The following is a 14,856-nucleotide window of genomic DNA, read 5'->3' on the forward strand; positions in this document are numbered from 1 at the left end:
CGGCGGTCTAATTGGAATTGCGCTGTGGCTGATGATCTCAGGGATCGTCGGTTTCATCGTAGGTCTGATCGCAGCTGTCGCGCTGGCGTTTCTGCTTCAAAAGCTGTTCTGTGGTGAGGTTGAAGTGACCTCGGGCGCAGCAGTTGCTTCGACAACCGCTGCTGCGGCAGTAGGCGCAGGCGCCGTTGCAGCGACTGGGTCGTCATCGGCTTCCGCTTCTGAAAGCGACGCCGCTGCCAGCGCAACGCCTGCTTCAGCTCTTGATGCAAGTGCAGCTGCTGAGGCTTCTAAGCCCGCGAAAGCCGCCGCGCCAAAAGCAAAAAGCAAAACGGCTGCGAAACCTTCTTCAAAAACCACCGCGACGAAACCCGCATCCAAAGCAGCCGCAGCCAAGAAACCTGCTGCAAAGAAGCCGGCAGCCAAGAAGCCAGCAGCCAAAAAGACTGCGGCGAAGGCCGCTTCGACATCGGCGACCACCAAAAAGGCAGCTGCGAAGAAACCCGCAGCCAAGTCGACCAAATCGACAGCCAAGGCATCGTCCGCAAAAGCCGCAGCACCTGCTGCAGCGACCGGCAAGCCCAAGAAGCCACGTACCATGAAAGCGCCGCGCAAGTCTGGTGCGGACGACCTGAAACAGTTGAAGGGTGTTGGTCCCAAGCTTGAGCAGACCTTGAACGGCCTTGGTTTCTGGCATTTCGATCAGGTTGCCAAATGGGGCGCAGACGAGATTTCGTGGGTTGATGACAACCTAAGTTTCAAAGGCCGGATCGAAAGGGACGGCTGGGTAGAACAGGCTAAAGTCCTGGCTGAGGGCGGAGAGACTGAATTCTCGTCCAAGGTCAAAAAGGGCAAGGTCTATTAAGGAATGGAAATGGCAACCGACCCACAAAACGGATCCGGAAATCAGGGGCGCTTGGCGGCAATCGTCATCGCCTTGACCGGTGCGCTGTGGGTCGGGGGCACTTTCGCGGGCAATTCACTGGGGTGGTCGAACCGGACCATGGCTTTGGTGGATTTGCTGGCGCTGGCCGGGTTCGGTTTCGGACTGGTCGTAACGTATCGGATCTGGCGTCAGCGCCGGACGGATGAAGGATAGAAGCGAATGCTGCAGGATAAAGACCGGATCTTTACCAACCTCTATGGCATGCACGAACGCACTCTTGCGGGCGCCAAACAACGCGGCCACTGGGACGGCACAGCCGGGATCATCAAAAAAGGCCGCGAGTGGATCGTTGAGCAGATGAAAGCCTCGGGTCTGCGTGGTCGCGGTGGTGCGGGTTTCCCGACCGGTCTGAAATGGTCCTTCATGCCAAAAGAAAGCGACGGGCGTCCGGCCTATCTGGTTATCAACGCAGATGAATCCGAGCCCGGCACCTGTAAAGACCGCGAGATCATGCGCCATGATCCGCATACTCTGATCGAAGGCGCTCTGATTGCGTCTTTCGCGATGGGGGCCAACACGGCGTATATCTATATCCGTGGCGAATTCATTCGCGAGCGTGAAGCGCTGCAAGCCGCGATTGACGAGGCCTATGACGCGGGCCTTCTGGGCAAGAATGCTGCGAAATCCGGTTGGGATTTTGATCTGTTCCTGCATCACGGAGCAGGGGCGTATATCTGCGGCGAAGAAACTGCATTGATCGAGAGCCTTGAGGGCAAGAAGGGCATGCCACGCATGAAGCCTCCTTTCCCGGCCGGTGCCGGTCTATATGGCTGCCCGACCACAGTGAACAACGTGGAATCGATTGCGGTCGTGCCGACCATCCTGCGCCGTGGGCCGGATTGGTTTGCGGGCTTTGGTCGCCCCAATAACGCGGGCACGAAGCTGTTTGGCATCTCGGGCCACGTGAACAACCCGTGTGTCGTCGAAGAGGCCATGTCGATCAGCTTTGAAGAGCTGATTGAGAAACATTGCGGCGGCATTCGCGGCGGCTGGGACAATCTGAAAGCGGTTATTCCGGGTGGTTCGTCCGTGCCGTGTGTACGCGCCGAAAACATGCGCGACGCCATCATGGATTTCGATTATCTACGCGGAGAGCTGGGCTCGGGCCTTGGCACCGCAGCCGTGATTGTCATGGACCAGTCCACCGACATCATCAAAGCCATCTGGCGCCTGTCCAAGTTCTACAAGCACGAAAGCTGTGGTCAGTGCACGCCGTGCCGTGAAGGCACCGGCTGGATGATGCGCGTGATGGATCGTCTGGTGAAGGGCGAGGCCGACGTGGAAGAGATCGACATGCTGTGGGATGTGACCAAGCAGGTCGAAGGCCACACGATCTGCGCATTGGGTGACGCCGCGGCATGGCCGATCCAGGGCCTGATCCGCAACTTCCGTGACGAGATTGAAGACCGCATCCGGGTAAATAAGCAAGGCAAGGTTAGTATCGCAGCTGAGTGAGTGAAAACATGTTCAAATCAACCATCATCAAAACATCTCTGGTTACAACGCTTGTGTTGGGTTTAGGGGCCTGCACCACGCGCACCATTCCGTTGCCAAAGACGCAGTACGATCTGTCGTCAGGTGAGAATGGGCAGATCGTGGAATCTGGCGTGACCTACGACTACAAGTTCGCCAATTTCGCGGCTGGCGCTGGCATGGCGCTTGTATGCACCGGTGACGAGACCGAGACGGCCGAGATGCAGGACACGGATGTTGAGCAAAGCGGGATCACGATCCTTAGCGTGAAGGCGCAGAACGCGCCGGTGACCAGCTGCGCAGCTGCTGCGGCAAACCTGACAACGTTGTTCAACGTGGCAACACAGGCCTGCACGCAAATCGGCCGCACGATGCAGCCTGAAGAAATGCTGGCTCCGGTTTTTGTAACCGCGGACGGTTATGTTCATCTACCGAGGGTCTGTGCGTAATGAAAGAAACTGTTATGCATAACTACATGAAAACAGGCGCTTTTGCGTCCGTTTTGCCGTGTTGTTATTGCATGACAACGCCTGCCACACCCATCTCCTTTGTGAACAAAGGAGTTTTGTCATGATGAGTATTCGCACCGTTTTCTTGGCCGCGGGTTTGGCCGCAACTGCAAGTATTGGGATGGCCTCGGCCACCGACTTTAGCACATTGCGTGATGACAGCAGGATGCATTCCGAGTTGCTGGGCGCATCCGTTGCCTATCTGATCGACGAGAACTGTTCCGAATTGGGGCTGCGCAAGCTGCGCCTGCTGAACAAAGCGTTCTCGCTTAGAAAACATGCTGTGTCGCTTGGCTATTCCTCGAAAGAGGTGATGGCCTATGTAGACAGCAAATCCGAACAGGACCGTTTCCGCGCCATCGCCGAGCCATTGCTGGCGTCGAAAGGTGTGGTGAAGGGTCAGGAAGAAACCTACTGCGCGGCTGGCCGCGCTGAGATTGCAAAGCGCTCCTTTGCGGGCTCGTTACTTTACGAGCGCTAAGGGGCATGACTGTGTGGGCACGGTGAAAACACCGGCCCATGGAACGAAAAAGGGACCGTGATGAGCGACCTGAAAAAGATCGTCATTGACGACATGGAAGTTGAAGTTGATGGCGCGATGACGCTGATTCAGGCATGCGAAGTGGCCGGGATCGAAGTTCCGCGTTTCTGCTATCACGAGCGTCTGTCGATTGCGGGCAACTGCCGCATGTGTCTGGTCGAGGTCGTGGGCGGTCCGCCCAAGCCGGCAGCAAGTTGCGCCATGCAGGTGCGCGATCTGCGCCCCGGTCCCGAAGGCCAGCCGCCTGTCGTGAAAACGAATTCGCCCATGGTCAAGAAGGCCCGTGAAGGCGTGATGGAATTCATGCTGATCAACCACCCTCTGGATTGCCCGATTTGCGATCAGGGTGGTGAGTGTGATTTGCAAGATCAGGCCATGGCCTATGGCATGTCCGGCACGCGCTTTAACGAGATGAAGCGCGCCGTTGATGATCTGGATCTTGGCCCGCTTGTTGCCACCGCCATGACCCGCTGCATTTCCTGCACCCGCTGTGTGCGCTTCACTACCGAGGTCGCGGGGATCAGCCAGATGGGCCAAACCGGCCGCGGCGAAGATGCCGAGATTACGAGCTATCTGAACCAGACTTTGGACAGCAATTTGCAGGGCAACATCATCGATCTGTGCCCGGTGGGTGCTCTGACATCGAAACCCTACGCCTTTACAGCCCGCCCGTGGGAATTGACCAAGACCGAGACCATCGACGTGATGGATGCGCTTGGATCAAACATCCGAGTTGACACCAAGGGTCGCGAAGTCATGCGTGTGCTGCCGCGCAACCATGATGGCGTGAACGAAGAATGGATTTCCGACAAGACGCGCTTCATTTGGGACGGTCTGCGTCGTCAGCGTCTGGACACGCCTTACATCCGCGAAAACGGTAAATTGCGCAAAGCCACCTGGGGGGAGGCTCTGGGCAAAGCTGCTGAGGCGATGAAGGATGCCAAGAAAGTTGCTGGCCTGATCGGTGATCTGGCGTCGGCCGAGGCGACATTCTCGCTCAAGACCCTGATTGAAGGGCGGGGTGGGAACGTGGAATGCCGCACCGACAATGCGCGTCTGCCGATTGGCAACCGCTCGGGCTATGTGGGCACCGCTTCGATCGAAGACATCGACAACGCGAAGTTCATCCAGCTTATCGGCACCAACCCGCGGGTTGAGGCTCCGGTCCTGAATGCGCGCATCCGTAAGGCTTGGCTGAAGGGTGCTCAGGTTGGACTGGTCGGCGAAGCTGTTGATTTGACATATGATTACGCGCATGTGGGCAATGACCGCGCGGCGTTGGATAGCATTGTGGGCAAAGACTACGGCGCTGTGAAAGACGCACCAAGCGTGGTGATCGTCGGGCAGGGTGCCTTGCGCGAAGCAGACGGTCTGGCGGTTCTGTCGAACGCCATGAAGCTGGCCGAGGATACCGGCTCGAAACTGATGATCCTGCACACCGCCGCTGGCCGTGTGGGCGCAATGGATCTGGGTGCTGTGACCGAAGGTGGCATGGAAGCGGCAACAACTGGCGCTGATGTCATCTTCAACATGGGCGCGGATGAGATCGAAATCGCTGACGGTCCCTTTGTGATTTATCAGGGCAGCCACGGGGATCGTGGTGCGATGCGCGCCGACGTAGTCCTGCCGGGGGCTGCGTACACCGAAGAAGGTGGTCTGTTCGTAAACACAGAAGGACGTCCGCAATTGGCTCTTCGTGCAAACTTTGCACCGGGCGAGGCCAAGGAAAACTGGGCCATTCTGCGCGCGCTGTCAGCTGAACTTGGTGCAACCCTGCCATGGGACACGCAGGCTGGCCTGCGCCGGGCGATGGTCGAGGCCGCTCCGGTTCTGGGTGGTGTTGATCAGGTGGCCGACAATGAATGGCAGGCGCTGCCGGTCGAGAAGATGGGCAAAGCGTCCTTCCGCTATGTGATTGGCGACTTCTATCTGACCAACCCGATTGCCCGTGCTTCAGAAGTGATGGCTGAGCTTTCGGCGCAAGGCCGCAACCGCACCGCGCCTTTGGCGGCGGAATAAACAGGATTGGTGCTGAACATGACCACTCAATCGATCATAGGAACGGTAAGCAAGCGGCTTTTGGGGGCAGTGGTGATTGTCACTGCCCTATCGTCCTGTGCTCTCATGGATCGTGTTGGCGGAGTCATGAAAAATGCCGTGGGGCTTGGAGATTGCAAAGTCGCAAGCGATCGTGGGCTGGTTGAGCAGAGCAAAGATGCGCCATCAGATGACCTAATGAATGGCGATCGCGCCGTCATGTACACGTCCAAATATGACCGTGCGAAACGACCACCGGGATGCTGGTGGGCTGCCAAACCTGGCAAGACGCGCACCGTCCCTAAGGACGAAACGCCGGTGGATGAGACGCCAGCCACCCAAGAAGCCGCAGTTGAAGCAGTGGCAACCGAAACAGCCGCAGCCGAAAAAGCTGCCAACGACAAGGTTGCAGTTGCAGCAAGTGCATCGCCCATCGCCACGCAAAGCGGCGATGCCGGGTTGTCTCTGGAAGAGACAAATCAGGCTTGGGACATCACCTATCTTGGCGTTCAGACCAAGCGCTTGGACGACGAATTGGTGCAGATCAACGTGCGTCTTGAGGGCGAAGTGAACAATGAAAATGTCGCGGCATATGCGGAATGTGCCGCCGCGCAATACACGCTTAGCCGTGGATACGGGTTCGCCCGGCATGTCCTAACAAGCGTAACACGAGATAACAGCATCTGGACTGGCAAAGCCGTCTTTTGGGTGTCAGAGACCCTTCCCGAGGGGCTGATCACCATTGACGCGGCTGTCACCGCCCAGAGTTGCTTTGAAAACGGAATACCGACGGTCTGAGGGCATGAAGAGAAATGATTGAATTCTTCACCACTACAAATCTGGGCATCGCGCTTTTGATCATTGGTCAGTGTCTGCTGATCGTGGTCCCACTTCTGGTGGCGCTGGCCTTCCTGCTCTATTTTGACCGCAAGGTCTGGGCAGCGGTTCAGCTGCGCAAAGGGCCCAACGTGGTTGGCGCGTTTGGCGTGCTACAGTCCTTCGCGGACTTCCTGAAATATGTGCTGAAAGAGATCGTGGTGCCCGCAGGGGCCGACCGCTTTGTCTTTATGCTGGCCCCGATGCTGAGCTTTGTCTTGGCCATGGTCGCCTGGGCGGTGATCCCGTTCAACGATGGTTGGGTTCTGGCCGATGTGAACGTGGCGATCCTGTTCGTCTTCGCGGTCTCCTCGCTTGAGGTGTACGGCGTGATCATGGGCGGCTGGGCGTCGAACTCCAAATATCCGTTCCTTGGCTCGCTGCGCTCCGCTGCGCAGATGATTTCCTACGAAGTCTCTATCGGCCTGATCATCATTGGTGTGATCATCTCGACCGGATCGATGAACTTCGGTGACATCGTGATGGCACAGGATGGCAAAGGGTTGCTCAGCTGGTACTGGCTGCCGCATTTCCCGATGGTCTTCTTGTTCCTTATCTCGGCTTTGGCTGAAACCAACCGCCCACCCTTTGACCTTCCCGAAGCGGAATCGGAACTGGTGGCGGGCTATCAGGTTGAATACTCGTCGACCCCGTTCCTTCTGTTCATGATCGGTGAATATGTGGCCATCGTTCTGATGTGTACGCTGATCTCGATCCTGTTCTTTGGCGGCTGGCTGTCGCCGGTCGAGGCGCTGCCGGATGGCATCCTGTGGCTGTTTGCGAAGATTTTCTTTTTCTTCTTCGTCTTCTCGATGGTGAAGGCCATCACGCCTCGCTACCGCTATGACCAACTGATGCGCATTGGCTGGAAAGTCTTCCTGCCGCTGTCGCTGGGCTGGGTCGTTCTGGTCGCATTCTTCGCCCAATACGGGGCATTCTGGGGCGCTTATGCCCGCTGGACTGTAGGGGGCTGATCAATGGCATTTGATTACGCACGCGCAACAAAATACTTCCTGTTGACCGACTTTATCAAAGGGTTCCAGCTGGGTCTGAAGTACTTCTTTTCGAAGAAGGCGACGATCAACTACCCTTTCGAAAAGGGTCCGCTGAGCCCACGCTTCCGTGGTGAACATGCGCTGCGCCGCTATCCCAACGGGGAAGAGCGCTGCATCGCCTGTAAGCTGTGCGAGGCCATCTGCCCAGCACAGGCCATCACCATCGATGCGGAACCCCGCGACGATGGCTCGCGCCGCACCACGCGCTATGACATCGACATGACCAAATGCATCTACTGCGGCTTCTGCCAAGAAGCCTGCCCGGTAGATGCAATCGTTGAAGGTCCGAACTTCGAGTTTGCCACCGAAACCCGTGAAGAGCTGTTCTATGACAAAGAAAAGCTGCTTGAGAACGGCGAACGTTGGGAAGCCGAGATCGCGCGCAACATCGAACTTGATGCGCCCTACCGCTAAGGAAATCCAATGAACGACTTTTCAAAGAAATACGCTGAGATGATGGAGCAGGGCACCTTGATGCTTCGCGCCTTCAATCCTGCGCTGGAGAAGTTCGTTCCAGAAGGTCTCGACAAGCTGATGCCCACCATGCCGAAAGACATGATGGATATGATGTTTGGAAACGCCTTCAACAAAGACGGTCTGGACACGAAGACCCGCATGCTGGTGGCCCTTGCGGGGCTGGTGGCGGCAGGAGCTCAAGCCGGACCGCAGCTGAAAGTGACCGTGCGCCATGCTTTGGAAGCGGGCGCGACCGAGAAAGAGATCGCGGAAGTGATCTATCAAATGTCCATGTTGGGCGGCTTGCCGGCGATGAACCGGGCGCTTGAAGAAGCGCAAGCCGTCTTTGATGAAAATCAGGAGGGGGACGCATGAGCGTTGCCGATTTCGCCTTTTACCTCTTTGCCCTGACCACCGTGGTCGGCGGGTTCTTTACCGTAATGGCAAGAAACCCCGTGCACTCGGTGCTGTGGCTGATCACTGCCTTCATCGGTGCCACGGGTCTGTTTGTCCTGCTGGGGGCCGAGTTCGTGGCGATGCTTCTGATGATCGTCTATGTGGGCGCGGTCGCGGTGTTGTTCCTGTTCGTCGTCATGATGCTCGACGTGGATTTCGCCGCCCTGAAGGCCGAGATGTCGCAATCGCTGCCCATCGCGCTTCTGATCGGGGTGATCCTGCTGGTCGAAATGGGCACCATCTTTGGTGTCTGGCATTTCGCCGACGGAGCCGAGGCTGCACGTGCTGCTGTCACCCCCGCACTTGATGTGGCCCACAACACCGAAGCTCTGGGGCAGATCCTTTACACCCAATACATCCTGCTCTTCCAGTTGGCGGGTCTGATCCTGCTGGTTGCCATGATCGGCGCCATCGTCCTGACCCTGCGCCACCGCACGAATGTGAAGCGCCAGAACGTCATGGCCCAGATGCACCGTGACCCGGCCAAAGCGATGGAGATCATCGACGTGAAACCGGGGCAGGGGCTGTGAGAATTAACATGGCAATCCCATTGTCCATAGTAGCGCTATCCGCTTGTGATACTGAATTCGACGAAGGATTTGGGATGCAAGAAGATTGCTCAATTTCTCACTGGGAAGGCCCAATGCGTGCGCCGGTCAATGAAGGCAATGGCTTTGTATCGCACTTGTTCGTCTTTCTAGAAGATGATCCTTCAAACCACACTGTTGAGGGAGTTCAGAGCGTTGGGCAAATAAAAAACTGCGCTTCTGGAGATGCAGCCGAGTTTGCGAGTGATGACCAGTTCGCAGTGGGCAAGTTTTTTGACGAACTGCGACGGTCCGAATTCTCCCTGCATAACGGTAAGAAACTGGCCAGTAGCAGCAGGTATGGCTTCGAAGTTAACGATTTAGAACCCGTTAGTTGGGTGACGCAGACTTCATGTGCCTGCGAGCTTTACTACCCTGAATTGGTAGGAGCGACACAGTGAATAAAAGAAAATCGACGCTCCCGAGACCGGGAAACAGAAACGAGGGACGAAATGGTAGGTCTTGAACATTATCTCGCAGTTGGTGCGGCGCTGTTCGTCATCGGCATTTTCGGGCTCTTCCTGAACCGTAAGAACGTCATCATCCTTTTGATGTCGATCGAATTGATGCTTCTTTCCGTGAACATCAACCTTGTCGCGTTCTCGTCCTATCTGGGCGATCTGACGGGGCAGGTCTTCACGCTCTTTGTACTGACCGTGGCCGCTGCTGAAGCTGCCATTGGTCTGGCGATCCTTGTCAGCTTCTTCCGCAACCGCGGCACGATTGCTGTCGAAGATGTCAACGTGATGAAAGGCTAACCAAAAATGGTACAGTTCATCCTTTTTGCTCCGCTTTTCGGCGCGTTGGTCGCTGGCTTCGGCCACCGGTTCATCGGAGACAAGGGCGCGCAGATCCTGACGACAGCCCTGCTGTTCTGGTCTGCGTTCCTATCTTGGATCGTCTTCCTGGGATTGGGAAGCGAGACCCAGATCATCCACCTGATGGATTGGGTGCAATCGGGGTCGCTGAGCGTTGACTGGTCGATCCGTCTGGACCGTCTGACCGCGATCATGCTGGTCGTTGTGACCTCGGTCTCGTCGCTGGTTCACCTGTATTCGATGGGCTATATGGCCCACGATCCGCAGTTCGAGGGCGAAAGCTATCGCCCCCGTTTCTTCGCCTATCTGTCCTTCTTCACCTTCACCATGTTGATGCTGGTGACCTCGGACAACCTCTTGCAGATGTTCTTCGGCTGGGAAGGCGTGGGTGTGGCCTCGTATCTGCTGATTGGTTTTTACTATAAGAAACCCTCGGCCAACGCGGCGGCGATCAAAGCCTTCGTGGTAAACCGTGTTGGTGACTTTGGCTTCGCTTTGGGCATCTTCGGCCTGTTCTACATGACCGATAGCATCCGCTTTGACGATGTGTTTGCAGCCGCACCTGCGCTGGCGGAAACCAACCTCCACTTCCTGTGGCGTGATTGGAACGCAGCCAACCTGCTGGCTTTCCTTCTGTTCGTCGGCGCGATGGGTAAATCGGCTCAGTTGATCCTGCACACATGGCTTCCCGACGCGATGGAAGGCCCGACCCCGGTGTCGGCCCTGATCCACGCCGCGACCATGGTGACCGCGGGTGTATTCCTGGTCTGCCGCATGTCGCCCCTGATGGAGTACGCGCCCGAGGCGACCAACTTCATCGTCTTCCTTGGCGCCACCACTGCGTTCTTCGCGGCCACCGTGGGCCTTGTGCAAAACGACATCAAACGCGTGATCGCATATTCGACCTGTTCGCAGCTGGGCTATATGTTCGTGGCGGCTGGCGTTGGCGTCTACTCGGTCGCTATGTTCCACCTGTTCACCCACGCCTTCTTTAAGGCGATGCTGTTCCTTGGCGCCGGTTCGGTCATCCACGGAATGCATCACGAACAGGACATGCGCAACTATGGCAACCTGCGTAAGAAGTTGCCCATCACCTTCTGGGCCATGATGATCGGTACACTGGCCATCACCGGTGTCGGCATCCCGCTGACCACCATCGGATTTGCAGGCTTCCTGTCGAAAGACGCCGTGATTGAAAGCGCATTTGCCGGCACGAACGGAGGCTACGCCTTCTGGATGCTGGTCATCGCCGCGCTCTTCACCAGCTTCTACAGCTGGCGCCTGATGTTCATGACCTTCTACGGCAAGGCGCGCGGCGACAAGCACACGCATGAGCATGCACATGAAAGCCCGCTGGTCATGACCATCCCGCTGGGTGTTCTGGCCTTGGGCGCGATCTTTGCCGGTATGATCTGGTATGGATCGTTCTTCGGGAAAGAAGAGCAGGTGCAGAAGTTCTTTGGCATCGAGGCCCACGCTTCGGCCAGCCACGGTGAGGCTGCGGATAGTCATAGCGACGATCATGCAAAGGATGACCACGCTGCGGACGATCACAGCCACGACGACGCGGCCCACGCCACTGAAGAAGCACATGCTGAAACCATGGCCGACCCCGCACATGCACCGGTTGCGGCTGCACATCACGGCGAAGCGCCGAAAGGTGCGATCTACATGGGTGCCGACAATCACGTTCTGCATGACGCGCACTATGTGCCGAAATGGGTCAAGGTCTCGCCCTTCGTGGCGATGATCATCGGTTTCGTGACGGCCTTCTGGTTCTATATCAAGAACCCGAGCCTGCCCAAGCGATTGGCCGAGACATTCCCGCTGATTTACAACTTCCTTCTGAACAAATGGTACTTTGACGAGATCTACGACATCCTTTTCGTCAAGCCCGCCTTTGCCATTGGACGGTTCTTGTGGAAACGCGGCGACGGCAATGTGATTGACGGCTTCCTAAATGGCGTGGCGATGGGCATCGTGCCTTGGTTCACAAAACAGGCTGGCCGTGCACAAACTGGTTACGTCTTCTCTTATGCCTTCGCGATGGTTCTTGGCATCGTCGCACTGGTGACAATCATGATTATCTTCAGCGGTGGAGCGCACTAATGAATAACCTGCTTTCCATCATTACCTTCCTGCCGCTGGTCGCGGCTGTGATCCTTGCGCTTTTCTTGCGCGGCGATGACGAAGCGGCCGCGCGCAACGCAAAGTACCTTGCGCTGGCAGCGACGGTTGCAACTTTCCTTTTCTCGCTTCTGGTGATCACAGGGTTTGACCCAGCTGACACTGGCTTCCAGTTCGTGGAAGAAGGCGAGTGGATCATGGGTCTGAAGTACAAGATGGGCGTCGACGGGATCTCGGTCCTGTTTGTCATGCTCACCACCTTCATGATGCCACTGACCATCTGGGCCAGCTGGGGCGTCACGTCCCGCGTGAAGGAATACATGATTGCCTTCCTGCTGCTTGAAACCCTGATGCTGGGCGTCTTCATGGCGCTGGATCTGGTGCTGTTCTACCTCTTCTTCGAAGCAGGCCTGATCCCGATGTTCCTGATCATTGGTATCTGGGGCGGCAAGGACCGCATCTATGCGAGTTTCAAGTTCTTCCTTTATACCTTCTTGGGCTCGGTCCTGATGCTGGTGGCGATGATCTATATGTTCATCGACGCAGGCACGACGGACATTCCGACGCTGATGGCGCATAAGTTTGGTTCGGAAGATTTCAGCCTTTTGGGCATCCAGATTGTAGGCGGCGCACAGACGCTTCTGTTCCTGGCCTTCTTCGCAAGCTTCGCGGTGAAAATGCCGATGTGGCCGGTTCACACCTGGTTGCCTGATGCACACGTACAAGCGCCGACCGCCGGTTCGGTCGTGCTGGCCGCGATCCTTCTGAAGATGGGCGGTTATGGCTTCCTGCGCTTCAGCCTGCCGATGTTCCCGATTGGGGCAGACGTGATGGCGTGCTTCGTCCTGTGGTTGTCAGCGATTGCGATTGTCTACACCTCGCTGGTTGCGCTGGTGCAAGAAGACATGAAAAAGCTGATTGCCTATTCGTCCGTTGCCCACATGGGTTACGTGACGGCTGGTATCTTCTCGCTTAATCAACAAGGTTTGGACGGCGCGATCTTCCAAATGATCAGCCACGGCTTTATCTCGGGCGCCCTCTTCCTGTGTGTTGGCGTCATCTATGACCGCATGCATACCCGCGAGATCTCGGCCTACGGAGGTCTTGTGAACCGCATGCCGACTTACGCGCTGATCTTCATGTTCTTCACCATGGCAAACGTGGGCCTTCCAGGTACCTCGGGCTTCGTGGGTGAATTCCTGACACTGGTGGGCATGTTCAAAGCCAACACCTGGGTTGCTCTGGTTGCGACCTCGGGTGTGATCTTCTCGGCCGCCTATGCGCTTTACCTTTACCGCCGCGTCGTCTTTGGCGATCTGATCAAGGAAAGCCTGAAGTCGATCACCGAGATGAATGGCCGCGAGAAAGCGATCTTCGCACCTCTCATCTTCATGACCCTGCTGCTGGGTGTCTACCCATCGCTGGTCACCGACATCATTGGCCCCTCGGTCGAGGCGCTTTTGACCAACTTCCATGCCGCTATTCCTGCAGATGCTGCAGAGATGGCGCAGACCGCATCGCATTAAGGAGAGCGAAAGATGAGCTCTGTTGATTTTCAAACGGTTCTGCCTGAGCTGATCCTTGCGATCTATGCGATGGTGGCGCTTCTGGCTGCGGTCTATACGGGCAAGGATGCCTTGGCCAAACCGATCACATGGATCACCGGCGCCGTGATGGTGATCGTGGCCCTGATGGTGGCTGGCGGGGACGGCAACACTGCTGCCTTCAACGGCATGTTCCTTGATGACGCCTATGCGCGCTTTGCCAAGGTTGCGATCCTTTTGTCTGCCGCCGCTGTTTTGGTGATGGGCGAGGCGACCATGGCGCGTCGTGGCCTGCTGCGCTTTGAATACCCAATTCTAGTCACGCTCGGCACTGTCGGCATGATGATGATGGTCTCTGCTGGGGATCTGATGTCGCTTTACATGGGGCTGGAGCTTCAATCGCTGTCGCTCTACGTCGTTGCGTCGCTGAACCGTGACAGCGTGAAGTCGACCGAAGCCGGTCTGAAATATTTCGTGTTGGGCGCGTTGTCTTCGGGCCTGCTTCTTTATGGTTCTTCGCTGGTTTACGGCTATGCGGGCACAACGGTCTTCTCGGGCATCATCGAAGCCGCAAACCACGGTCAGGTTGGCCTTGGTCTTCTGATTGGTCTGGTCTTCGTGACCGCTGGTCTGGCCTTTAAAGTCTCAGCCGTACCGTTCCATATGTGGACCCCAGACGTGTACGAAGGCGCACCGACCCCGGTGACAGCGTTCTTTGCCACCGCTCCGAAATTGGCGGCCATGGGTCTTTTTGCCCGCGTCATGTTTGACGCATTCGGTCAGGCCGTAGGCGACTGGCAGCAGATCATCGCGCTTTTGGCGGTACTATCCATGTTCCTTGGCGCATTCGCGGCCATTGGGCAGACCAATATCAAGCGCCTGATGGCCTATTCATCCATCGCCCATATGGGCTTTGCCCTTCTTGGTCTGGCTGCGGGAAGTGAATACGGCATTCAAGCAATGCTGCTTTACATGGCTGTGTACCTGACCATGAACATCGGCACCTTCGCCTTCATCATGTCGATGGAGCGTGATGGCCGTCCGGTTACGGACATTGCCGCGCTGAACCAGTTTGCCGTGAATGACAAACTGAAGGGGTTGGCGATGCTGATCCTCTTGTTCTCGCTTGCTGGTGTGCCGCCCATGCTGGGCTTCTTTGCCAAATATGGTGTGCTGATCGCCGCAGTTCAGTCTGGTCTGACATGGCTGGCGGTGGCTGGTGTGATTGCATCCGTGATCGGCGCCTTCTACTACCTGCGCATCGTGTACTTCATGTACTTTGGAGAAGAGGGTGACGGCGTTGAGCTGAACATGTCGCCTGCCGCATGGGCCGCTTTGATGGGGTCTGCCGCGATCATCCTATTGGGTGTCGTGAATTTCTTCGGCATCGAAGGCGCGGCCGCGGCCGCTGCAGAAGCCCTTGTCAAATAACGG

Annotated in this window: 17 protein-coding genes; 16 read left to right on the plus strand and 1 reads right to left on the minus strand. The window is 56.8% G+C overall.

Features of this window, described 5'->3' with window-relative positions; translation table 11 throughout:
* Positions 1–96: 96 nt before the first annotated feature.
* Positions 97–597, minus strand: a complete 501-nt coding sequence (locus MWU55_RS08345) for a hypothetical protein (protein WP_246935587.1) — start codon at positions 595–597, stop codon at positions 97–99.
* On the opposite strand from MWU55_RS08345, the gene MWU55_RS08350 reads away from it, so the two are divergent.
* From MWU55_RS08350 to nuoN, 16 genes are all read left to right on the plus strand, one after another.
* Positions 596–862, plus strand: a complete 267-nt coding sequence (locus MWU55_RS08350; RefSeq protein ID WP_246935588.1) for a hypothetical protein — start codon at positions 596–598, stop codon at positions 860–862. The two genes, MWU55_RS08345 and MWU55_RS08350, sit on opposite strands and share 2 nt — an antisense overlap.
* A gap of 9 nt (positions 863–871) precedes the next feature.
* Positions 872–1,096, plus strand: coding sequence for a DUF5337 domain-containing protein (locus tag MWU55_RS08355; RefSeq protein ID WP_246935589.1), 225 nt, complete (start codon positions 872–874; stop codon positions 1,094–1,096).
* A gap of 6 nt (positions 1,097–1,102) precedes the next feature.
* Positions 1,103–2,398, plus strand: a complete 1,296-nt coding sequence (gene nuoF, locus MWU55_RS08360) for an NADH-quinone oxidoreductase subunit NuoF (protein ID WP_246935590.1) — start codon at positions 1,103–1,105, stop codon at positions 2,396–2,398.
* 8 nt (positions 2,399–2,406) lie between these two features.
* Positions 2,407–2,865, plus strand: a complete 459-nt coding sequence (locus MWU55_RS08365; RefSeq protein WP_246935591.1) for a hypothetical protein — start codon at positions 2,407–2,409, stop codon at positions 2,863–2,865.
* Between the two features lie 121 nt (positions 2,866–2,986).
* Positions 2,987–3,406 (plus strand): DUF5333 domain-containing protein, encoded by a 420-nt coding sequence (locus MWU55_RS08370; RefSeq protein ID WP_246935592.1) that lies wholly within the window; start codon positions 2,987–2,989, stop codon positions 3,404–3,406.
* A gap of 60 nt (positions 3,407–3,466) precedes the next feature.
* On the plus strand, positions 3,467–5,485 hold the full coding sequence (gene nuoG / locus MWU55_RS08375; RefSeq protein ID WP_246935593.1) for an NADH-quinone oxidoreductase subunit NuoG: 2,019 nt from the start codon (positions 3,467–3,469) through the stop codon (positions 5,483–5,485).
* An 18-nt stretch (positions 5,486–5,503) separates the two neighbouring features.
* Positions 5,504–6,301, plus strand: coding sequence for a hypothetical protein (locus MWU55_RS08380; RefSeq protein WP_246935594.1), 798 nt, complete (start codon positions 5,504–5,506; stop codon positions 6,299–6,301).
* Between the two features lie 14 nt (positions 6,302–6,315).
* Positions 6,316–7,353: an NADH-quinone oxidoreductase subunit NuoH gene (gene nuoH / locus MWU55_RS08385; RefSeq protein WP_246935595.1), complete on the plus strand. Its 1,038-nt coding sequence runs from the start codon at positions 6,316–6,318 to the stop codon at positions 7,351–7,353.
* 3 nt (positions 7,354–7,356) lie between these two features.
* On the plus strand, positions 7,357–7,848 hold the full coding sequence (gene nuoI / locus MWU55_RS08390) for an NADH-quinone oxidoreductase subunit NuoI (RefSeq protein ID WP_246935596.1): 492 nt from the start codon (positions 7,357–7,359) through the stop codon (positions 7,846–7,848).
* 9 nt (positions 7,849–7,857) lie between these two features.
* Positions 7,858–8,265 carry a carboxymuconolactone decarboxylase family protein gene (locus MWU55_RS08395; RefSeq protein WP_246935597.1) on the plus strand — a complete coding sequence of 136 codons (408 nt, stop codon included), beginning with the start codon at positions 7,858–7,860 and terminating at the stop codon, positions 8,263–8,265.
* Positions 8,262–8,876, plus strand: coding sequence for an NADH-quinone oxidoreductase subunit J (locus MWU55_RS08400; protein ID WP_246935598.1), 615 nt, complete (start codon positions 8,262–8,264; stop codon positions 8,874–8,876). Before MWU55_RS08395 ends, MWU55_RS08400 begins: the two co-directional genes overlap by 4 nt.
* Before the next feature lie 8 nt (positions 8,877–8,884).
* On the plus strand, positions 8,885–9,334 hold the full coding sequence (locus tag MWU55_RS08405) for a hypothetical protein (RefSeq protein WP_246935599.1): 450 nt from the start codon (positions 8,885–8,887) through the stop codon (positions 9,332–9,334).
* Positions 9,335–9,385: 51 nt separating this feature from the next.
* The gene (gene nuoK, locus MWU55_RS08410; RefSeq protein WP_108856011.1) at positions 9,386–9,691 is read left to right on the plus strand and encodes an NADH-quinone oxidoreductase subunit NuoK; all 306 of its coding nucleotides are present in this window, start codon (positions 9,386–9,388) and stop codon (positions 9,689–9,691) included.
* A gap of 6 nt (positions 9,692–9,697) precedes the next feature.
* The gene (gene nuoL / locus MWU55_RS08415; protein WP_246935600.1) at positions 9,698–11,860 is read left to right on the plus strand and encodes an NADH-quinone oxidoreductase subunit L; all 2,163 of its coding nucleotides are present in this window, start codon (positions 9,698–9,700) and stop codon (positions 11,858–11,860) included.
* Positions 11,860–13,404: an NADH-quinone oxidoreductase subunit M gene (locus tag MWU55_RS08420; protein WP_246935601.1), complete on the plus strand. Its 1,545-nt coding sequence runs from the start codon at positions 11,860–11,862 to the stop codon at positions 13,402–13,404. The genes nuoL and MWU55_RS08420 overlap by 1 nt, the downstream gene beginning before the upstream one ends.
* A gap of 12 nt (positions 13,405–13,416) precedes the next feature.
* Positions 13,417–14,853 carry an NADH-quinone oxidoreductase subunit NuoN gene (nuoN, locus tag MWU55_RS08425; protein WP_246935602.1) on the plus strand — a complete coding sequence of 479 codons (1,437 nt, stop codon included), beginning with the start codon at positions 13,417–13,419 and terminating at the stop codon, positions 14,851–14,853.
* Positions 14,854–14,856: the final 3 nt, after the last annotated feature.

The organism is Aliiroseovarius sp. F20344 (assembly GCF_023016155.1).
GTDB lineage: Bacteria > Pseudomonadota > Alphaproteobacteria > Rhodobacterales > Rhodobacteraceae > Aliiroseovarius.